This is a genomic window from Oceanicola sp. 502str15, assembly GCF_024105635.1.
GTDB lineage: Bacteria > Pseudomonadota > Alphaproteobacteria > Rhodobacterales > Rhodobacteraceae > Vannielia.
In genome coordinates this window covers 1501789-1519873 of record NZ_WYDQ01000001.1, presented here as the reverse complement: position 1 = coordinate 1519873, position 18085 = coordinate 1501789, and the positions used below count along the sequence as shown (strand labels likewise).

Annotated in this window: 22 protein-coding genes; 15 read left to right on the top strand and 7 right to left on the bottom strand. The window is 66.9% G+C overall.

Features of this window, described 5'->3' with window-relative positions:
- Positions 1 to 64 precede the first annotated feature (64 nt).
- Both argE and GTH22_RS07355 read left to right on the top strand, forming a co-directional pair.
- Positions 65 to 1228, top strand: coding sequence for an acetylornithine deacetylase (gene argE, locus GTH22_RS07360; protein WP_252944341.1), 1164 nt, complete (start codon positions 65 to 67; stop codon positions 1226 to 1228).
- 6 nt (positions 1229 to 1234) lie between these two features.
- Positions 1235 to 2398, top strand: a complete 1164-nt coding sequence (locus tag GTH22_RS07355; RefSeq protein ID WP_252944339.1) for an amidohydrolase — start codon at positions 1235 to 1237, stop codon at positions 2396 to 2398.
- A 514-nt stretch (positions 2399 to 2912) separates the two neighbouring features.
- Here GTH22_RS07355 and GTH22_RS07350 read toward each other — a convergent pair.
- The 3 genes from GTH22_RS07350 to gap (GTH22_RS07340) form a co-directional block, all read right to left on the bottom strand.
- Positions 2913 to 3071, bottom strand: a complete 159-nt coding sequence (locus GTH22_RS07350; protein ID WP_252944337.1) for a hypothetical protein — start codon at positions 3069 to 3071, stop codon at positions 2913 to 2915.
- Between the two features lie 138 nt (positions 3072 to 3209).
- Positions 3210 to 3839, bottom strand: coding sequence for a MarC family protein (locus tag GTH22_RS07345; RefSeq protein ID WP_252947600.1), 630 nt, complete (start codon positions 3837 to 3839; stop codon positions 3210 to 3212).
- Between the two features lie 111 nt (positions 3840 to 3950).
- Positions 3951 to 4952 carry a type I glyceraldehyde-3-phosphate dehydrogenase gene (gap, locus tag GTH22_RS07340; RefSeq protein ID WP_252944336.1) on the bottom strand — a complete coding sequence of 334 codons (1002 nt, stop codon included), beginning with the start codon at positions 4950 to 4952 and terminating at the stop codon, positions 3951 to 3953.
- A gap of 329 nt (positions 4953 to 5281) precedes the next feature.
- On the opposite strand from gap (GTH22_RS07340), the gene GTH22_RS07335 reads away from it, so the two are divergent.
- Positions 5282 to 5740, top strand: coding sequence for a hypothetical protein (locus tag GTH22_RS07335; protein WP_252944334.1), 459 nt, complete (start codon positions 5282 to 5284; stop codon positions 5738 to 5740).
- A gap of 93 nt (positions 5741 to 5833) precedes the next feature.
- Here GTH22_RS07335 and GTH22_RS07330 read toward each other — a convergent pair whose 3' ends face one another.
- Both GTH22_RS07330 and gap (GTH22_RS07325) read right to left on the bottom strand, forming a co-directional pair.
- Positions 5834 to 5977, bottom strand: coding sequence for a glyceraldehyde-3-phosphate dehydrogenase (locus GTH22_RS07330; protein ID WP_252944332.1), 144 nt, complete (start codon positions 5975 to 5977; stop codon positions 5834 to 5836).
- A gap of 95 nt (positions 5978 to 6072) precedes the next feature.
- A complete protein-coding gene (gene gap, locus GTH22_RS07325; RefSeq protein ID WP_252944330.1) occupies positions 6073 to 7071 on the bottom strand; it encodes a type I glyceraldehyde-3-phosphate dehydrogenase in 999 nt (332 codons plus the stop codon).
- Positions 7072 to 7268: 197 nt separating this feature from the next.
- Here gap (GTH22_RS07325) and GTH22_RS07320 point away from each other — a divergent pair, with 197 nt between their 5' ends.
- Together GTH22_RS07320 and GTH22_RS07315 are read left to right on the top strand one after the other, a co-directional pair.
- Positions 7269 to 8222 carry a DUF808 domain-containing protein gene (locus GTH22_RS07320; protein ID WP_252944328.1) on the top strand — a complete coding sequence of 318 codons (954 nt, stop codon included), beginning with the start codon at positions 7269 to 7271 and terminating at the stop codon, positions 8220 to 8222.
- Positions 8223 to 8271: 49 nt separating this feature from the next.
- On the top strand, positions 8272 to 8637 hold the full coding sequence (locus GTH22_RS07315) for a DoxX family protein (protein ID WP_252944326.1): 366 nt from the start codon (positions 8272 to 8274) through the stop codon (positions 8635 to 8637).
- Positions 8638 to 8717: 80 nt separating this feature from the next.
- On the opposite strand, the gene tkt is transcribed toward GTH22_RS07315, so the two are convergent.
- Complete coding sequence (gene tkt / locus GTH22_RS07310; protein WP_252944324.1) at positions 8718 to 10733, bottom strand: transketolase; 2016 nt, start codon at positions 10731 to 10733, stop codon at positions 8718 to 8720.
- A 231-nt stretch (positions 10734 to 10964) separates the two neighbouring features.
- Here tkt and GTH22_RS07305 point away from each other — a divergent pair, with 231 nt between their 5' ends.
- The 7 genes from GTH22_RS07305 to GTH22_RS07275 all read left to right on the top strand — a co-directional run bounded on the left by GTH22_RS07305 (position 10965) and on the right by GTH22_RS07275 (position 13844).
- A complete protein-coding gene (locus GTH22_RS07305; RefSeq protein ID WP_252944323.1) occupies positions 10965 to 11327 on the top strand; it encodes a hypothetical protein in 363 nt (120 codons plus the stop codon).
- Positions 11320 to 11712: a cell division protein ZapA gene (locus tag GTH22_RS07300; RefSeq protein WP_252944321.1), complete on the top strand. Its 393-nt coding sequence runs from the start codon at positions 11320 to 11322 to the stop codon at positions 11710 to 11712. The genes GTH22_RS07305 and GTH22_RS07300 overlap by 8 nt, the downstream gene beginning before the upstream one ends.
- 192 nt (positions 11713 to 11904) lie before the next feature.
- On the top strand, positions 11905 to 12516 hold the full coding sequence (locus GTH22_RS07295; RefSeq protein ID WP_252944319.1) for a holin-associated N-acetylmuramidase: 612 nt from the start codon (positions 11905 to 11907) through the stop codon (positions 12514 to 12516).
- Positions 12507 to 13079 (top strand): holin family protein, encoded by a 573-nt coding sequence (locus tag GTH22_RS07290; protein ID WP_252944317.1) that lies wholly within the window; start codon positions 12507 to 12509, stop codon positions 13077 to 13079. Before GTH22_RS07295 ends, GTH22_RS07290 begins: the two co-directional genes overlap by 10 nt.
- Complete coding sequence (locus GTH22_RS07285) at positions 13079 to 13288, top strand: hypothetical protein (RefSeq protein ID WP_252944315.1); 210 nt, start codon at positions 13079 to 13081, stop codon at positions 13286 to 13288. Before GTH22_RS07290 ends, GTH22_RS07285 begins: the two co-directional genes overlap by 1 nt.
- Positions 13285 to 13422, top strand: a complete 138-nt coding sequence (locus GTH22_RS07280; RefSeq protein WP_252944313.1) for a hypothetical protein — start codon at positions 13285 to 13287, stop codon at positions 13420 to 13422. Before GTH22_RS07285 ends, GTH22_RS07280 begins: the two co-directional genes overlap by 4 nt.
- Entirely contained in the window at positions 13419 to 13844 is a 426-nt protein-coding gene (locus GTH22_RS07275; protein ID WP_252944311.1) for a hypothetical protein, read from the top strand. Before GTH22_RS07280 ends, GTH22_RS07275 begins: the two co-directional genes overlap by 4 nt.
- Positions 13845 to 13963: 119 nt before the next feature.
- On the opposite strand, the gene GTH22_RS07270 is transcribed toward GTH22_RS07275, so the two are convergent.
- Entirely contained in the window at positions 13964 to 14437 is a 474-nt protein-coding gene (locus GTH22_RS07270) for a hypothetical protein (protein WP_252944309.1), read from the bottom strand.
- A gap of 123 nt (positions 14438 to 14560) precedes the next feature.
- Between GTH22_RS07270 and GTH22_RS07265 the strand changes: the two genes are divergently transcribed.
- The 3 genes from GTH22_RS07265 (at position 14561) to GTH22_RS07255 (ending at position 18011) form a co-directional block, all read left to right on the top strand.
- A complete protein-coding gene (locus GTH22_RS07265) occupies positions 14561 to 14989 on the top strand; it encodes a SufE family protein (protein WP_252944307.1) in 429 nt (142 codons plus the stop codon).
- A gap of 14 nt (positions 14990 to 15003) precedes the next feature.
- Positions 15004 to 15990 (top strand): acryloyl-CoA reductase, encoded by a 987-nt coding sequence (gene acuI, locus GTH22_RS07260; RefSeq protein WP_252944306.1) that lies wholly within the window; start codon positions 15004 to 15006, stop codon positions 15988 to 15990.
- A gap of 215 nt (positions 15991 to 16205) precedes the next feature.
- Positions 16206 to 18011 (top strand): BCCT family transporter, encoded by a 1806-nt coding sequence (locus GTH22_RS07255; protein ID WP_252944303.1) that lies wholly within the window; start codon positions 16206 to 16208, stop codon positions 18009 to 18011.
- Positions 18012 to 18085 lie beyond the last annotated feature (74 nt).

Genomic DNA, 18085 nt, shown 5'->3' with positions numbered 1-18085 from the left:
GGCTGCGCACCACCCTTTGAACAAGGCCCGGTGTCCGGGCCGATCAGAAGGCTCTCATCCTCCCGTGACCCCGCGCGACATCCTCGACAAGCTCGTTTCCTTTCCGACCGTCTCCTCGGCCTCCAACCTCGACCTGATCGACTGGGTGGAGGGCTGGCTGGCGGAGCGGGGCATTGCGGCGACGCGGGTGCCCGATGCGACCGGGCAGAAGGCGGCGCTGTTTGCCTCTGTGGGGCCGGATGCACCGGGGGGTGTGCTGCTGTCGGGGCATACCGACGTGGTGCCGGTGGAGGGGCAGAACTGGGCCAGTGACCCATGGGCCGTGGAGGAGCGCGACGGGCGGCTCTATGGCCGGGGCGTGGCGGATATGAAGGGGTTTGACGCGCTGGCGCTCTGGGCGATGGGGCAGGCCGCCGAGCGGGGGGTGTCGCGCCCATTGCAGATTGGCCTCAGCTACGACGAAGAGGTTGGCTGCTTTGGCGCGCCGCCGATGATCGAGGCGTTGCAGGCCAGTGGATTGCCGCGTGCCGAGGCGGTGGTGGTGGGCGAACCTTCGATGCTGAAGCCGGTGACCGGGCACAAGGGGAACCTTGGCTTTCGGATCGAGGTGAAGGGCTTTCCGGTGCACTCGTCGATGATGCACGAGGGGGTGAGCTCGATCATGGAGGCGGCGCGGCTGATCGGCTGGGCCAACGAGGTGAACGCGGCGCAATTCGCGCGCAAGCCAAGTGCCGAGGAGGCGGTGTTCAACCCGCCCTGCACCACGTTGCACGTGGGCCGGATCAAGGGCGGCGAGGTGCATAACATCACCGCGGAGCATTGCGAACTTCTGTTTGATTTCAGGGTGATGCCGGGCGAAGCTACAGCGGATTGGCGGGCGCGGCTGGAGGCCAGGGTGGCCGAGATCGAGGCCGGGATGCAGCAGACGCACCCCGAGACCGGCTTTACCCTGCATGAGCTGTTCGACGTGCCCGGGCTTGCCCCGGAAACCGGCCCCGAGGCCCATGCCGAGCCGCTGGTGCGCCGCCTCACCGGCGACAATGCGCCGGGCGGGGTGGTGAGCTTTGCCTCGGAGGCCGGGCAATTTCAGAATGCCCGTTACTCCACCGTGATTTGCGGGCCGGGAGACATTGCGCAGGCCCATAAGGCAGACGAATATATGACCATCGCACAGTTTGACGAAGGCCGCCGCTTCATGGAGCGCCTTCTCGACCACCTCAAGGAGTAACCAGACGTGCCCATCAAGAATCGCCTCTCCGAGATGCAGCCCGAGATCGCCGAATGGCGACGGGACTTTCATATGCATCCGGAAATCCTGTTCGAGACTCACCGGACCTCGAAGGTGGTGGCCGACAAGCTACGGGATTTCGGTTGCGATGAGGTTACCGAGGGGATCGGGCGGACCGGCGTGGTGGCGGTGATCAAGGGCAAGGCGAATGGCTCGGGCAAGGTGATCGGGCTCAGGGCCGACATGGACGCGCTGCCGATCCACGAGCAGACGGGCCTCGACTATGCCTCCAAGACCGATGGCGCGATGCATGCCTGCGGCCATGACGGGCACACGGCGATGCTGCTGGGCGCGGCGAAATACCTGGCGGAGACCCGCAATTTCGACGGCACGGTGGTGGTGATCTTCCAGCCCGCCGAAGAGGGCGGCGGCGGTGGCCGGGAGATGTGCGAAGACGGGATGATGGAGCGCTGGGGCATCCAGGAGGTCTACGGGATGCACAACTGGCCCGGCGTTCCGACCGGGCAATTTGCCATCCGCCCGGGGCCGTTCTTTGCGGCGACGGACCAGTTTGTCATTGAAATCGAAGGAAAAGGCGGCCACGCGGCCAAGCCGCAGGAGACCGTGGACAGCACGGTGGTGGCCTCGCACACGGTGCTGGCGCTGCAGACCATCGTGAGCCGCAACTCCGACCCGACCAAGGAGGCGGTGGTGTCTGTCACCAGCTTCGAGACCTCGAGCAAGGCCTTCAACGTGATCCCGCAGCGGGTGGAGCTGAAGGGCACGGTGCGCACGCTGAGTGCCGACACTCGGGCGCTGGTGGAGGAGCGGCTTCCGGCGATCGCCGAGAAATGCGCCGAGATGTTCGGAGCCAAGGCCAAGGTGAACTACATGCGGGGCTACCCGGTGATGGTCAATTCCGAGGAGCAGACCGAGTTTGCCGCCGAGGTGGCGCGGTCGGTTTCGGGGGATTGCGCGGATGCGCCGCTGGTGATGGGGGGCGAGGATTTTGCCTTCATGCTGGAGGAGCGTCCGGGGGCTTACATCCTTGTTGGCAATGGCGACACCGCGGCGGTGCATCACCCGGAATACAACTTCAATGATGAAGCGATTCCAGCGGGTTGCAGCTGGTGGGCCGAGATCGTGGAAAAGCGGATGCCGGCCGCCTGAGGCGCGTTTAACGGGGCGTGCGCGGCGGCGTTAAGTGGTTTTGAGATCACAGGCACAAGCCGTGCACATCCCGTACACAAGCTGTGCAGACATCAAATGACATGATTGGCGGGTGTTACCGCAGCGTGCGGTGACGCGATTGTGAGCGGCTGGGCTGGCCGACTGGTGGAGGTCATCCTCGGGCTTGACCCGAGGATCTGCTGGCAGCCGAGAGATCCTCGGGTCAGGCCCGAGGATGAAGGTGGGGTTTGTGGCGGGAGACCCTCGGGGCGGGCCCGAGGATGACGGTTGCGGCTCGCGGATGGCGGTGGGGCGCGTGGCGGGAGATCCTCGGGGCGGGCCCGAGGATGACGGTTGCGGCTCGCGGATGACGGTGAGGGGTGTGGCGGGAGATCCTCGGGTCTAGCCCGAGGATGACGGTTGCGGCTCGAGGCGAACGTTGGGGTTTGTGGCGGGAGATCCTCGGGGCGAGCCCGAGGATGACAGCCGGATGGGTTGGGAGGGGGCGCGGGCCTCAGCCGTAGACGGCGAGGCGGGCGGTTTTGGTGGCGTCTTCGGGGAAGAGGCCGAGATCGATCGCGGTTTGCCGGGGCATGGCGACCAGTTCGGCGCGGGTGCGCAGGTAGGCGAGGCGTTTGGCGACGGCGTTGCTCAGGGCGGTGTAGATGGTCATTGCTGTGGTCCTTTCAGAACTGTCATGTCTCCTCTCACCCCCATCAAATAGGCATGCTGCGCCGCAGCACAATTGACAGTTTGCGCTAACGGGGTTGTGTGGAATGCATGGCTTCGGGGGGCGCGCGCCCCGGCGCGCTCAGAAGGGGGCGAGGGCTCCGATCTCGACGAAGCCGCGCAGCACGGCATCGACCGCCACGGCGGCGAGGATCATGCCCATGACGCGGGAGATGATCGAGGCGCCCGCCGGGCCGATCAGCTTGAGGATCGGCGAGGCGAGGTAGAGGAAGCCGAGGGTCACGCCGAGGATCAGCAGCAGCAGAACCGCGGTCTGGGCCTGGTGAACCATGGAGAAGCGGTCATTGTCGGTCAGCACCACCACGGCGAGCATGGCGCCGGGGCTGGCGATGGAGGGGATGGCGACCGGGTGGATGGCGGTTTGGGTGGTGCTCTCTTCAGCCTCGGCGATCTCGGCCTCGGGCTTGCCCGGCCCGAAGATCATGGTGAGCGCGAAGAGAAACAGCACCAGCCCGCCCGCGATCTGGAAGGAGGGCAGGCCGAGCCCCAGCGCCTCGAGGATCACCTGTCCGGCCAGCATGAAGGCCAGCAGCACCAGCGCCGCCACGGCCACCGCCTTCAGCGCCACCTTGCGGCGGGCGCGCACGGTCATCCCGGCGGTGACGGCGAGGAAGACGGGCACGGTGCCGATCGGGTCGATGACGACCCAGAGGGTGATGAATTCTTGCAGGAGTTGGGTGAAGGAGAGCATGGCGGCCGGGTTGGAGTGGTGGGTTGGCACCCACCCTACGGGCGGTCAGCAAAGCAGAGGGGCTACCGTTGATGTAACGGCAGCCCCCTGGTTCTGCAATGCGGCGTGGTGTCAGATGAGCTTGCCCATGGCCACCGCGGTATCGGACATGCGGTTGGAGAAGCCCCATTCGTTGTCGTACCAGGAGAGGATGCGGCACATGGTGCCCTCCATCACCTTGGTCTGGTCGAGGGCGAAGGTGGAGCTGTGCGGGTCGTGGTTGAAGTCGATCGACACGTTGGGCTGGTCGGTCACGCCGAGGATGCCCTTGAGCGGGCCTGCGGCGGCGGCTTTCATCGCCTCGTTGATCTCTTCGACGGTGGTTTCGCGGGCGGCCTCGAAGGTGAGGTCCACGACCGAGACATTGGGGGTGGGCACGCGGATGGCCACGCCGTCGAGCTTGCCGTTCAGCTCGGGCAGCACGAGGCCGACGGCCTTGGCGGCGCCGGTGGAGGTGGGGATCATCGACATGGCCGCCGCGCGGGCGCGGTAGAGGTCCTTGTGCATGGTGTCCAGCGTGGGCTGGTCGCCGGTGTAGCTGTGGATCGTGGTCATGAAGCCCTTGGCGATGCCGATGCTGTCATTGAGCACCTTGGCCACCGGCGCGAGGCAGTTGGTGGTGCAGGAGGCGTTGGAAACGACGATATGGTCTTTCGTCAGCGTGTCGTGGTTGACGCCGTAGACGATGGTGTTGTCGGCGTCCTTGCCCGGTGCTGAGATGAGAACGCGGGAGGAGCCGTTTTCGAGATGCGCGGCGCAGGCTTCCTTGGAGGTGAAGATGCCGGTGCATTCGAGCACCACGTCGACATCCTTCCAGGGCAGGTCGGCGGGGTTGCGGATGGCGGTGACCTCGATGGGGCCGCGGCCGACGTCGATGGTGGAGCCCGACACGGTGACCTCGCCGGGGAAGCGGCCATGCACGCTGTCGAAGCGGATCAGGTGGGCGTTGGTCTCGACCGGGCCGAGATCGTTGATGGCGATCACCTCGATGTCGGTGCGGCCCGACTCGATGATGGCGCGAAGCACGTTGCGGCCGATGCGGCCAAATCCGTTGATGGCGACTTTGACGGCCATGGGAACCTCCTGGTTGGGTGTTAACGCTAACATTGCGATTGCGGGGCGCATGTCAAGTCGAGGCGGGGCCATTCCGCTTATGGATGTCAGCATACACACCGGCGCTCAAAGCGCGAGAGTCGGGTGACATGGGGCGGGGGGTAGGCGCGGTGAGAGGGCGGGGGCCCGGCGGCGCCTCGGAGCGATTGCGGAAAGTTTTTTGGAACGATCCGGGCCGACAGCGTGTTGTAGAGGCAATGACGGTGCAGCGGCAGGCCAATGACGGCCCCGCGAGCCACCGACCCTGCCGATAGGGCCGGGGAGAGAGAAGACGAAGGAGTAATTCTGATATGAAACGCCTGATGATGACCGTAGCCGCTGTTGCCATTTCCGCCACCTCGGCTTTTGCCATGGCGCCCGAGCAACTGCGTGACAGTGTGAAAGCCCAGCTGACCGAGTACGCCCCGGAAGTTGAGATCGAAACCCTCACCGATGACCAGGTCGTGCAGATCTACATGATCACCGCCGACTCCAGCACCTCTGCCTCGCAGAAGTCCGGTGCCATCAGTGAAGTGATCGAAGGCACCCGCGCCGAATACTACGCCGAGCTGGCCGAAGCCGACATCGACCTGAACCTCGACGTGAACAACATGCGCGAGATCCTTCAGGCCAAGCTTGACGTGCGTGGCTGGGACTACGACGTCTCGACCCTCGACGACCAGGAAGTGGCGTCGCTGGCACAGGCCTTCAACAATGGTGACTCCCCCGCCGAGATCGAGTCGGCCGTGAAGAGCGCCTTTGAGGGCTAACGACTAGCCGTCACACCATGTGACAGAAGGGCCGTCCCTTGGGGCGGCCCTTTGCTGTTTGGGGTGCGGGGTGGCGCGCCGTGGCGGGGGCGGTCAGCGCCAGAAGGCGAGCCACTCGGTCAGGTCGGAGAATTTCTTCAGCATGAAGAGGGTGGCCGCGCTCTCGTTCAGGGTCGCGTCCGCCACGAGGGCGAGGATCGCGATGATGAAGAGGATGATGGCGAGCCGGTTGGTCATGGGCCCTTCTTAGCGGGCAACCGTGGCGGCTGGAAGGCGTGGGTTTGGCGCAGGGCGGGCACCGCAGTGCGCCGCGCCGCGCGGGGTTTGGGGCGTCAGTTGAGGCGGCCCATGTGGCCTGCGACATCGGCCATGCGGGCGGAAAAGCCCCATTCGTTGTCATACCAGGCCAGCACGCGGACCATGCGGCCCACGACCTTGGTCTGGTCGGGGGCGAAGATGGAGCTTTGGGGGGTGTGGTTGAAATCGACCGAGACCTTGGGCTCGGGGTCGTAGGACATGACGCAGCCCATGTGCCCGGCGCAGGCCTCGGCCACCACCTCGTTGATGGTGTCGCGGGTCACGTCGCAGCCGGCTTCGAAGGTGAGATCGACCGCCGAGACATTGGGGGTGGGCACGCGCATGGCGGTGCCGTCGAGCTTGCCGGAGAGTTCGGGCAGCACCTCGCCAAGGGCCTTGGCGGCGCCGGTGGAGGTGGGGATCATCGCCATGGCGGCGGCGCGGGCGCGGTAGAGATCGGGGTGGCGGCGGTCGAGCGTGGGCTGGTCGCCGGTGTAGCTGTGGATCGTGGTCATGATGCCGCGCTCGATGCCGACGGTGTCGTTGAGCACCTTGGCCAGCGGGGCGAGGCAGTTGGTGGTGCAGGAGCCGTTGGAGACCATGCGGGTGTCGGCGGTGAGGGCGCGGTGGTTGACGCCGTAGACCACGGTGCGCTCGACGTTGGAGGCGGGGGCGGAGATGAGCACCTTGCCGGCGCCGCGCTCGAGGTGGATGGCCGCCTTGCCGCCGTCGTTGAACTTGCCGGTGCATTCGAGCACCACGTCGCAGCCGCCCCAGTCGAGGGTTTCGGGGTCGTAGCTGCTCATCACGTCGATCGGGCCGCGGCCGAGGTCGATGGCCTTGTCCTTGACGCGCACTTCGCCGGGGAAGCGGCCATGCACGCTATCGTAGCGCAGCAGGTGGGCGTGGGTCTCGATATCGCCGGGCGCGTTGATCTTCACGACCTGCACATCGTTGCGCGCGCTCTCGGCGATATGGGCCAATGTGCAGCGCCCGATGCGGCCAAATCCGTTGATCCCGATGGTGACTGTCATCTTCCTGCTCCTGCACTGGCCCGTTGGAGAGCGGGTAACATAGGGATGCGGGGGGCGGAAAGTGCGGGAAATCAGCGTGTTAGCGTAAACATCGCCTGTTAGCGGTAGCAGTTAACGCAAACGGCGCCGGGGGCGGGCCCCGGCTTGCCTCTGCGGGCCGAATCCCTAGGTTGGGGGAGTGAACATAGGGAACGGGCATGAGCGGACTTCTGGCACTTCTGGACGACGTGGCGGCGATTGCAAAGCTGGCGGCGGCCTCGGTGGACGACATCGCCAGCCAGGCGGCGAAGGCGAGCGCCAAGGCGGCGGGCGCGGTGATCGACGACGCGGCGGTGACGCCGAAATATGTGCAGGGGTTCGAGCCGAAGCGGGAGCTGCCGATTGTCTGGCGGATCGCGCGGGGCTCGATCTTCAACAAGCTGGTGATCCTGCTGCCCGCTGCGCTGCTGCTTCAGGCCTTTGCGCCCTGGATGATCTATCCGCTGCTGATGGTGGGTGGGGCCTACCTGTGCTTTGAGGGGGCGGAGAAGATATGGCATCTGATCCACCCCAGCTCGCACCATGTGGACATACACATCGAGGGGGACAAGGCGCACCTGGAGGAGCAGAAGATTCAGGGCGCGATCAAGACCGATTTCATCCTGTCGGCCGAGATCATGACGATCATCCTGTCGAACCTAGATCCGGATGCGGGCATCTGGTTTCAGGGTGCGGCGCTGGGGCTGGCGGGGGTGATGATCACCGCCGCCGTATATGGCAGCGTGGCGGTGATCGTGAAGGCCGATGACGTGGGGCTGCACATGGCCGACCGGGGCCGGCTTGGGCTGACGCGGGCGCTGGGGCGCGGGATCGTGGTGGGGATGCCGTGGTTTCTGAAGTTTCTGATGATCGTGGGCACGGCGGCGATGCTTTGGGTCGGCGGGCAGATCATCATTCATTCGCTGGCGGTGATGGGCTGGCATGACCCGGAGCATTGGGTGCATGACGCGGCGGTGGTGGCGGCGGCAAAGGCGCCGGAGAGCTGGCACGGGGTTGTGGAATGGATCGCCGGGGCCGGGCTGGCCGGGGTGGGCGGGCTGCTGCTGGGCTTCGTGCTGATCCCGTTGGTCACCTTCGTGCTGGCCCCCGCCTGGAAGGCGGTGCGCGGGTGAGCTTTTTGACAACAGGCGGCGGGACAAGTCCCGCCCTACGGAGGCGCTCATGATGTGGCAATCGGTGGCACTGCTGGTGGCGCGGCTGTTGATCGCGGCGCTGTTCATCGGCGGGACGGTGCAGAAGTTCAACCCGACGCCGGTGATGGAGCTGCTGGCGGGGAAGGGGATGCCGGGATGGCTGGTCTGGCCTGCGCTGGCCTTCAACGCCGGTGCGGCGGTGTGCCTTGTGCTGGGCGTCTGGGTGACGCCGGTGGCGCTGGCGCTGGCGGCCTATTGCGCCTTTACCAGCATGTTCCACTACATCCCGAGCGACCCGTGGCAGATGACCATCTTCGTGAAGAACTGGGCGATTGCCGGTGGCTGCCTCGCGCTGGCGGTGGCCGGGCCGGGGCGGTTTGCGCTCGGGGGGTAGGAGGTGTCCTCGGGCTTGACCCGAGGACCTCGTAGGCGGGAGATCCTCGGGTCAGGCCCGAGGATGACCGTTTGTGCGGATCAGAGCAGGCTCTTGACCTTCTCGGCCACGTCCTTGGCGGTGATGCCGAAATGCTCGTAGAGCTCCTCGGCCGGGGCGGAGGCGCCGAAGCTGGTCATGCCGACGAAGCCGGCCTTGGCCTCGCGGCCACGCTCGCCAAGCAACCAGCGATCCCAGCCCTGCTGCACGGCAGCCTCGACGGCCACGCGCACCGGACCGGCGGGCAGGACGCGCTTGCGGTACTTCTCGTCCTGCTTGGCGAAGAGCTCCATCGAGGGCATGGAGACCACGCGCGTGCCGATGCCTTCGGCTTCGAGCAGGGCCTTGGCCTCCATCGCGATGGCGACCTCGGAACCCGTGGCCATGAGGATGGCGCGGCGCTTGTTCTCGGCCTCGGCCAGCACGTAGGCGCCCTGTTCGGTGAGGTTCTTGGTCTTGTGCTCGGTCCGCACGGTGGGCAGGCCCTGACGCGAGAGCGCGAGCACCGACGGCGTGCCGGTCTGGCTCAGGGCGATTTCCCAGGCTTCGGCGGTTTCGACCGCATCGGCGGGGCGGAACACCAGCATGTTGGGCGTGGCGCGCAGCATGGCGAGGTGCTCGACCGGCTGGTGGGTGGGCCCGTCTTCGCCGAGGCCGATGGAGTCATGGGTCATGACGTAGACCGGGGCCACCTTCATCAGCGCGGAGAGGCGCATGGAGGGGCGGGCGTAGTCGGTGAAGCACATGAAGGTGCCGCTGTAAGGCTTTGATCCGCCATGCAAAGCCATGCCGTTCATCGCGGCGGCCATGCCGTGCTCGCGGATGCCGTAATGCAGGTAGCGGCCCTTGCGGTCCTCGGCGGAGAACACGCCGAGATCGGCGGTCTTGGTGTTGTTGGAGCCGGTGAGGTCTGCGGAGCCGCCGATGGTTTCGGTCATCACCGGGTTGATCACCTCGAGCGCCATTTCGGAGGCCTTGCGGGTGGCGACCTTGGGGGCCTCGTCGGAGATCTGCTTTTTCAGGGCGCGGACCACGGCGGCAAGCTTCTTGGGGGCCTCGCCGCTTTGCTGGCGGTCCCATTCGGCGCGTTTGCGCTCGGAGAGGGCACCGAGGCGAACCTCCCAGTCCTTGCGGTCCTGCGCGCCGCGCGACCCGATGGCTTCCCAGGCCGACTTCAGATCCTCGGGGATGGTGAAGGCGGGGGAGGTCCAGCCGTAGGCCTTCTTGGCGGCTTCGAGCTGGTCGGCATCGGTCAGCGCGCCGTGGCCCTTGGAGGTGTCCTGCGCGGCGTGCCCCAGCGCGATGTGGGTCTTGCAGGCGATCATGGTGGGCTTGTCAGAGGTCTTGGCCGCCGTCAGCGCGGCGTCGATCGCCTCGGGGTCGTGGCCGTCGCACTGGATCACGTTCCAGCCGGAGGCCTCGAAGCGGGCGCATTGGTCGGTGCTGTCGGAGAGCGAAACCTTGCCGTCGATGGTGATGTCGTTGTTGTCCCACATCACGATGAGGCGGGAGAGCTTGAGGTGGCCGGCGAGCGCGATGGCCTCCTGGCTCACACCCTCCATCAGGCAGCCGTCACCGGCGATGCAGTAGGTGTAGTGGTCGACGACCTTGTTGCCCCAATGGGCGCGCTGGCTCTCCTCGGCGATGGCGAAGCCGACGGCATTGGCGATGCCCTGGCCGAGCGGGCCGGTGGTGGTTTCGATCCCCTTGGCGAGAAAGTTCTCGGGGTGGCCGGCCGTCTTGGCGCCGAGCTGGCGGAAATTCTTGACTTCTTCGAGGGTTATCTCGGGATTGCCGGTCAGGTAGAGCAGCGAGTAGACCAACATCGAGCCATGCCCGGCCGAGAGGATGAAGCGGTCGCGGTCGGCCCATGTGGGCTGGCTGGCATCGAACTTGAGGTGCTTCTCGAAGAGCACCGTGGCGACATCGGCCATGCCCATCGGTGCGCCGGAGTGACCCGAGTTTGCGGCCGCGACCGCATCGAGCGTGAGCGTGCGGATGCAGGCGGCTTTCATCCAGTGTTCGGGATGTGCAGTGCGAAGCGCGTCGATGTCCACGGAAGTTTCCCCTCGGTGCAATAAAGTTGCGTCGTGATAGCAGGCTCGGGGGCGAGATCAAGGCAGCATGAAGGCCGTGCGGTAAGTGCTTGGAACAAAAGGGGCGCAATCATTGCTGCCATTGGTTACAATCGAGGGAGCGGGGGCCGCCGGGTCGATTCGGGAGGCGGGAGCTCCGATTGACAGGTGCAAGACAAAAGAGCGGTGGATCACATCGCAGGGGACGGCAGAATGAGTGAGATTTCCACATTGGAGCGTCGGCTCACGGCGGCGATGGACAGGATCGGCGCGGCTGTGGCCGGTTATGACACCAAGGCTGCGGGGCCGAGCGAAGAAGAGCTTTCGGCGCTGCGCGGGCTCGAGGCGCAGGTGCTTCAGTTGACGCAGGCGCTGGAGGCGGAGCAGACCGCCAACACCCAGCTGCGTGAGCGGATCGACGCCATGAAGGCGCTGAAGGAACGCCAGCAGGACCGGATTGCCGAGCTGGAGGAGGCCGAGGCGGCGCTGCGCGCCAAGCAGGCCGAGGACCGCGAGGAGCTGGACGCCGTTCTGGCCGCGTTGGAGCCGCTGGTGGGGGAGGCTGCACATGGCTGAGGTCGAGATTACCATTGGCGGACGGAACTTTCAGGTCGCCTGCCAGGAGGGCGAGGAGCACTACCTGACCGGGGCGGCGGTGATGCTGGACCGGGAGGCGAGCGCTCTGGTCAGCCAGATCGGGCGTCTGCCCGAGGCGCGGATGCTGCTGATGGCCGGGCTGATGCTGGCCGACCGCACCGCGGCCTTTGAGGAGAAGGCGGCGGCGGCAGAGCAGCGGGTGGCCGAGCTGGAGCGCCAGGTTGCCGCGCTGGAGGCCGCGCCCAAGCCCGAGCCGGCCCGCGTGGAGGTGCCGGTGGTGCCCCGCGAGGTCGAGGAGTTCATGGCCGAGCTTGCGGCCCGCGCCGAGAGCCTTGCCGCGCAGGCCGAGGAGAAGGCCGGCTAGGGGCGGTTCTGGCGTTATGCCTTCGTGAGGCGGTGGGGTTTTTCATGAGATCCTCGGGTCAGGCCCGAGGATGACGGGTTGTGGCCGGGGATGACGGGGCTTGGCCGGGTCGGTGCGCGCGCACCACTTCATAAATCTTAAAGCAAATGCCGGAGTCTTCCGGGCGGTTCGAGGAAACGCCTGGAGGCTGTCATGCCCACTGTCGACGAGATTGCCCGCGAGATCGTGGCCCGCGAGGGCGGCTATGTGAATGATCCCGATGATCCCGGGGGGGCGACGAAATACGGGGTCACCATTGGCACGCTGCGCCGGCTGGGGGTGGACCTCGATGGCGACGGGCGCACCACGCTGCGCGATGTGAAGCGGCTCACCGCCGAGCAGGCGCGGGGCATCTTCATCGAGCACTACTTCAAGCGGCCGCGCATTGCCGAGCTGCCGGTGGTGCTCCATGCCTCGGTCTTCGACATGTATGTGAACGCGGGTCGCAACGCGGTGAAGATCCTTCAGCGGCTGCTGGCGCGGATGGGCCAGCCCTGCGCGGTGGATGGCGCGATCGGCCCGCAGACCATTGCCGCCGCCCGCGCGGCCTTTGAGGAGGCGCCGGCGCATCTGGCCGATGCCTACGGGATCGCCCGGCGCAACTACTACTACGGCCTCGCCGATGCCCGCCCCTCCAGCCGCAAATACGCCCGGCGCCGCGATGGCGGCAAGGGCGGCTGGATCACCCGGGCCGAGGAGTTCATGGCGCCGAAATACCATCTGAGCGAGTCCGAGCATCGGGCGCGGGTGGCGGCATGGGGCTGATGAACGCGGTGATGACGGCGATCTTCGGCGGCGGACGCAATGCGATTGCCGAGACGGTCGAGGTGTTTCGGGAGAATGCCGAGGCGGGTGCGGCGCGGGCGGCGGCCTATCAGGGGGCGGCGCTGGAGCAGTTCGGGCGCGAGTTTCTGGTGGAGCGGCGGGGGTGGTTCGACAGGGTTGTCGACGGGGTGAACCGCCTGCCGCGCCCGGCGCTGGCGCTGGGCACGCTGTTCTTGATGGTGTCGGCGCTGGTGGACCCGATCTGGTTTGCCGCGCGGATGCAGGGGGTGGCGCTGGTGCCAGAGCCGCTGTGGTGGCTGATGGGGGCGATCGTGAGCTTCTACTTCGGGGCGCGCCACCAGGTGAAGGGGCAGGCGTTTCAGCGCTCGATCGCGGCGACGGTGGCGCTGGCGCCGCAGGTGCAGGCGAACATGGCGGCGCTGGCGGCCTTGCAGGCAGGGGCGGGGGCTGGTGCTGGCGAGGGGGCTGAGGTCGAGGGCCTGCCGGAGGGCGTGGGCGACGACAACCCGGCGCTCGCCGACTGGCGGGAGGGGCGGGGGTGATGCCCGACGCGCTCTGGGTCAGCATTCTGACCGAGCACGGGCCCTGGGTGCTGCTCGTCTTCTTCCTGCTGTTCAAGGATCACAAGAAGGACGAGACCACCCGCGCCGCCCTGCATCGCAACACCGAGATCATCATCGAGCTGACCACGCTGATCCGCGAGCGCCTGCCCGGGCAGGGCCAGATGCGTGCCTCGGGGGGCGACAAATGAGCTGGCTCGGGACGGTGGCCCGATGGGCCGCGGCGCGGCTGCTGATGGGCCGCGAGATGCAGCGAGAAACCGACCGCAACCGCGCCGCCGCCGAAGTGCTGGATGCGACGCTGAAGGAGATGCTGGGAAAATGACACGTGCATTGGGGCTCTTGGCCTTCATTCTGCTGGCGCTGGGTGTGCTGGCGCGTCCGTTCGGGTTTGTGCCCGCGATGGACCTTGCCCGCGCCGCCCTCGTGGCGATGGCGGCGACGCTTTCGGGCACCTTCCTGTGGCTCTGGCGCGAAAAGGCGACGCCGCTGGCGCTGGCGATGACGTTTTCATGGGCGGGGGCCTCGGCGCTGCTGGGCTGGCGGGTGGCGCAGGATGTGCTGGGCCATCCGGCCTGGATGGTGGAGAGCCCGCTGCTGCTGGGGGTGCTCGGGGTCTATCTGACCGGGACGCTGCTGCATGTGGAGGCGATCCGGCAGGCCTTCGGGCTGGGGCATGTGGCGCTGGTGGTGCTGCTTGGCGGCACGCTCGGGGGGGCGGTGCTGGTGCTGGGGGTGTTGGGGTAGGGTGCGTGGTGGTGGGATTCACCCGCCTCGCGGCGTGCGCCTGGCGTGCGGGGCCGGCCCTCGGGGCGAAGGGGGCCGCATGACTGGGACCGGGGCGGGGGGTGGCCCGCCCGGGCGGGTCAGCGGGCGGTGCTGCGCTGGTTGACCTGGCCGCGCACCACGATGCGGCTGATCGAGGCGAGTTCCACGTTGGAGAGGTGGAGGGCCACGGTGATCTGGCGCGAGTAGGGGCTGCCTTCGCGCTGGAATTCCAGCGGGCGTTCGACCCGGAAGTCGTAGACCATCACCCCGTTGCGGGGCAGGCCGTCGGGGGTGGCGGGCACCAGCTCGGCGTTCCAGTAGCCCTGCGAGGGCGGCAGGCCGACGGCGGTGATGATCGCGCCGCCCGCAGTGCGCTCGGCGGTGAGCTGCGTGACCTGACCGACCAGCTGGCGGCTGTCGCGCACGGCGACCGTCTCCACCGCCGTGGCGGTGCGGGCTTCGGAGCGCGAGCCGCCGAACCAGTTGAACGGGTTGATCCGGCTCTCGGCGAGGCGTGAGCACCCGGAGAGCACTGTCACCAGCGCCATGGCGGCCAGAAGCGGTTTGGTCATGCTCGTCCCTCGGCTTTTCTTTAACCGAGGGTTAGCGCAAAGCCGGGCCGTTGAAAAGCCTGTGCGGGGCTGGACCTCGCCTGTGAGAGGCCCTAGCTCTGGCTCTCGAAAGGAGCCCGGCCCATGGCGCGAGATGCATTTGAAGAGATCGTGGAGACATTCGAGTTTCTGGACGACTGGGAGGATCGCTATCGCCATGTGATCGAGCTTGGCCGCGAGATGGAGCCCTTGCCGGAAAGCCAGAAGGTGGCGGCGACCAAGGTGGAGGGCTGTGCCAGCCAGGTCTGGCTGGTGCCCGAGATCGAGGGCGAGGGGCCAGGCGCGGTGCTGCGCTTCACCGGCGAGAGCGATGCGATGATCGTGAACGGGCTGATTGCCATATTGCGGGCGCTCTACAGCGGTGCGACGGTTGGCGAGGTGCAGGCGGTGGATGCCGCGGCGGAGTTGAAGCGTTTGGGGCTGGACGAGCATTTGAGCTCCCAGCGCTCGAACGGGTTGAGGGCCATGGTGGCGCGGGTGCGCGGCGTGGCGGAGAAAGCGGCAGCAGCCTGAGGGGGAGAGCGACCATGCGCGCATTGATCGTGGAGAAGGACGACGAGGGGAAGACCTCGGCCAGCGTTCAGGAGATCGAGGAGTCGCGCCTGCCCGAGGGCGAGGTGACGGTGGCGGTCGACTATTCGACCGTGAATTACAAGGACGGGCTGTGCATCGGCCCCGGCGGCGGGCTGGTGCGCAACTATCCGCATGTGCCGGGGATCGACTTTGCCGGAACGGTGGAGGCGAGCGAGGATGCCCGCTACGCGCCGGGCGACAAGGTGGTGCTGACCGGCTGGCGCGTGGGCGAGGCGCATTGGGGCGGCTATGCCGAGAAGGCGCGGGTGAAGGCCGACTGGCTGGTGCCGCTGCCCGAGGGGCTGAGCACGCGCGCCGCGATGGCGGTGGGCACCGCCGGGTTTACCGCGATGCTGGCGGTCATGGCGCTGGAGCGGCACGGGCTGATGCCGGGCACCGGACCGGTGCTGGTGACGGGCGCGAGCGGCGGTGTCGGCTCGGTGGCGACGGCGATTCTGGCCAATCTCGGCTACGAGGTGGCGGGCGTGACCGGGCGGCCGGAGAGCGGCGAGTATCTCAAGAGCCTTGGCGCGACGCAGATCGTGGCCCGCGAGGAGCTTGCCGAGACGGTGAAGCGCCCGCTGGAGAGCGAGACATGGGCGGGCTGCGTGGATGCCGTGGGCGGCGCGATGCTGGCCCGGGTGCTGGGGCAGATGAAATACGGGGGCAGCGTTGCCGCCGTGGGCCTTGCGGGCGGCGCGGCGCTTCCGGCGACGGTGGTGCCGTTTCTGCTGCGCGGGGTGAACCTGCTGGGCATCGACTCGGTGATGCAGCCCTATGACAACCGGCTGGAGGCGTGGAAGCGCATTGCCACCGATCTGCCGATGGACAAGCTCGAGGCGATGATCCAGCCCGCGACGCTGGGCGACCTGCCGCAGCTCGGGGCCGATATCCTGAAAGGGCAGGTCCGCGGCCGGGTTGTGGTGGACATCAAGGGCTGAGGGGCGAAACCGCCGCTTCACGGCCTGTTTGCGACAAGCCCATGTCGGAAATAGCAAAAAACTCGCCGCCTGCGGGTGTTGTTCACACCTATGTGACGTTAGCATGGATGCCGAGCCACCCCCATGGGGGCGGGGCGGCTCCGGCACACGACAGGCTGCACGGAAGCCCGGCTTCCGAATGAGAGTAGCCCCCGGACGTGAACAGGGAGCACCCCATGACAGACAAACCCGACGACCAGGGCATACCCGCCCCGGAGGGGGTCTCGGAGGTCATCGAGACCGACTACGAAATAGGGCAGAACAACATCGACGGCTCGGTGGGGCCGTTCGGCTTTGATATCCACAACCCGGTTTTCCTGATTTCCGGCCTCGCGGTGGTGGCCTTCGTCTTCTACACGCTGGCGCTGCCCGAGCAGTCGGGCGCGGCCTTCTCCTGGCTGTTCAGCTCGGTGACCAAGGGGTTCGACTGGTTCTTCCTCGGGGCGGCCAACATCTTCGTGCTGTTCTGCCTGTTCTTGATCGTCACCCCGCTGGGCAATGTGCGCCTTGGCGGCAAGGAGGCGACGCCGGATTATGGCTATGTCGGCTGGTTCGCCATGCTGTTTGCCGCCGGCATGGGCATTGGCCTGATGTTCTACGGCGTCTCGGAGCCGATGAGCCATTACAGCACCTCCAAGGGCGGTGTGTCTTATGGGGTGACCTATGCGGGCGACACCCCGGCAGAGGGCGACACGCCCGAGGGCTGGGCCGACCGCGAGAGCTTTGATGCGGCGACGGGCCTTTCGGGCGCAACGCCGGCGGATGTTCAGGCGCAGATCGACGCGGCTGTGCCGGAAGGCCAAAAGGGGCTGTTTGCACCGACCACGGGGCGCACCGACTGGGCGCCGCTTGGCGCGGCGGCGGGCGATGACGAGGCGGCGATCCGGCTCGGCATGGCGGCGACGATCTTTCACTGGGGTCTCCACCCCTGGGCGATCTACGCGGTCGTGGCCCTAGCGCTGGCGCTTTTCAGCTACAACAAGGGCCTGCCGCTCACCATCCGCTCGGCCTTCTACCCGATCCTCGGAGACCGGGTCTGGGGCTGGTGGGGCCATGCGATTGATACGCTGGCGGTGTTTGCCACGCTCTTCGGTCTGGCCACCTCGCTGGGCTTCGGCGCGACCCAGGCCAATGCGGGGTTGAACGAGCTGTTCGGCATTCCGGTTGGCCCGACGACGGAGGTGATCCTGATTTCGGTCATCACCGCGATTGCGCTGGTTTCGGTGCTGCGCGGGCTGGATGGCGGGGTGAAGATCCTCAGCGAGATCAACATGGGGCTGGCCTTTTTGCTGCTGCTCTTCGTGCTCATCGTGGGCCCGACGGTGGCGATTTTGACCGGCTTTGCCGATTACCTCGTGGCCTATGTCAGCTACCTGCCGCAGCTCTCCAACCCGGTGGGACGTGAAGATGTGAACTTCTCGCAGGGCTGGACCAGCTTTTACTGGGCGTGGTGGATTTCCTGGTCACCGTTTGTGGGCATGTTCATTGCCCGCGTCAGCCGGGGCCGGAGCGTGCGGGAGTTCATCATCTGCGTGCTGCTGATCCCGAGCCTCGTCTGCGTGCTCTGGATGAGCGTGTTCGGCGGCGTGGCGATCCAGCAGGTTGTGCAGGACGGCTTTACGGGGGCGCAGGATGCGGCCTTGCCGATCCAGCTCTTCAAGATGCTGGGTGAACTGCCGCTGGCCTCGATCACCAGCTTCATCGGGATCATCCTCGTGATCGTGTTCTTCGTCACCTCCTCGGACTCCGGGTCGCTGGTGATCGACACGATCACGGCGGGCGGCAAGGTGGATGCGCCGGTGCCCCAGCGGGTGTTCTGGTGCGTGTTCGAAGGGGCGGTGGCGATTGTGCTGCTGCTCTCTGCCGGGGGCCTCGCGAGCCTTCAGTCGATGGTCATCTCCACCGGCTTGCCCTTCACCATCGTGCTGCTGCTGATGTGCTGGGCGATCTACAAGGGGCTGGTGGCCGAGCGTAACGCCTGAGCCTCACCATTGCGAAACGGAGCCCGCCCGGAGCGATCCGGGCGGGTTTTTTCGTGGGTGCGGGCGCCGGGCGG

What these genes read in the sequence shown, in the direction of transcription:
- GTH22_RS07350 (WP_252944337.1), bottom strand. Translation starts at nt 3,071, where the DNA reads ATGACCATCTACACCGCCCTGAGCAACGCCGTCGCCAAACGCCTCGCC.
- GTH22_RS07345 (WP_252947600.1), bottom strand. Translation starts at nt 3,839, where the DNA reads ATGCTCTCCTTCACCCAACTCCTGCAAGAATTCATCACCCTCTGGGTC.
- gap (WP_252944336.1), bottom strand. Translation starts at nt 4,952, where the DNA reads ATGGCCGTCAAAGTCGCCATCAACGGATTTGGCCGCATCGGCCGCAAC.
- GTH22_RS07335 (WP_252944334.1), top strand. Translation starts at nt 5,282, where the DNA reads ATGAAACGCCTGATGATGACCGTAGCCGCTGTTGCCATTTCCGCCACC.
- GTH22_RS07330 (WP_252944332.1), bottom strand. Translation starts at nt 5,977, where the DNA reads ATGACCAACCGGCTCGCCATCATCCTCTTCATCATCGCGATCCTCGCC.
- gap (WP_252944330.1), bottom strand. Translation starts at nt 7,071, where the DNA reads ATGACAGTCACCATCGGGATCAACGGATTTGGCCGCATCGGGCGCTGC.
- GTH22_RS07320 (WP_252944328.1), top strand. Translation starts at nt 7,269, where the DNA reads ATGAGCGGACTTCTGGCACTTCTGGACGACGTGGCGGCGATTGCAAAG.
- GTH22_RS07315 (WP_252944326.1), top strand. Translation starts at nt 8,272, where the DNA reads ATGATGTGGCAATCGGTGGCACTGCTGGTGGCGCGGCTGTTGATCGCG.
- GTH22_RS07305 (WP_252944323.1), top strand. Translation starts at nt 10,965, where the DNA reads ATGAGTGAGATTTCCACATTGGAGCGTCGGCTCACGGCGGCGATGGAC.
- GTH22_RS07300 (WP_252944321.1), top strand. Translation starts at nt 11,320, where the DNA reads ATGGCTGAGGTCGAGATTACCATTGGCGGACGGAACTTTCAGGTCGCC.
- GTH22_RS07295 (WP_252944319.1), top strand. Translation starts at nt 11,905, where the DNA reads ATGCCCACTGTCGACGAGATTGCCCGCGAGATCGTGGCCCGCGAGGGC.
- GTH22_RS07290 (WP_252944317.1), top strand. Translation starts at nt 12,507, where the DNA reads ATGGGGCTGATGAACGCGGTGATGACGGCGATCTTCGGCGGCGGACGC.
- GTH22_RS07285 (WP_252944315.1), top strand. Translation starts at nt 13,079, where the DNA reads ATGCCCGACGCGCTCTGGGTCAGCATTCTGACCGAGCACGGGCCCTGG.
- GTH22_RS07280 (WP_252944313.1), top strand. Translation starts at nt 13,285, where the DNA reads ATGAGCTGGCTCGGGACGGTGGCCCGATGGGCCGCGGCGCGGCTGCTG.
- GTH22_RS07275 (WP_252944311.1), top strand. Translation starts at nt 13,419, where the DNA reads ATGACACGTGCATTGGGGCTCTTGGCCTTCATTCTGCTGGCGCTGGGT.
- GTH22_RS07270 (WP_252944309.1), bottom strand. Translation starts at nt 14,437, where the DNA reads ATGACCAAACCGCTTCTGGCCGCCATGGCGCTGGTGACAGTGCTCTCC.
- GTH22_RS07265 (WP_252944307.1), top strand. Translation starts at nt 14,561, where the DNA reads ATGGCGCGAGATGCATTTGAAGAGATCGTGGAGACATTCGAGTTTCTG.
- acuI (WP_252944306.1), top strand. Translation starts at nt 15,004, where the DNA reads ATGCGCGCATTGATCGTGGAGAAGGACGACGAGGGGAAGACCTCGGCC.
- GTH22_RS07255 (WP_252944303.1), top strand. Translation starts at nt 16,206, where the DNA reads ATGACAGACAAACCCGACGACCAGGGCATACCCGCCCCGGAGGGGGTC.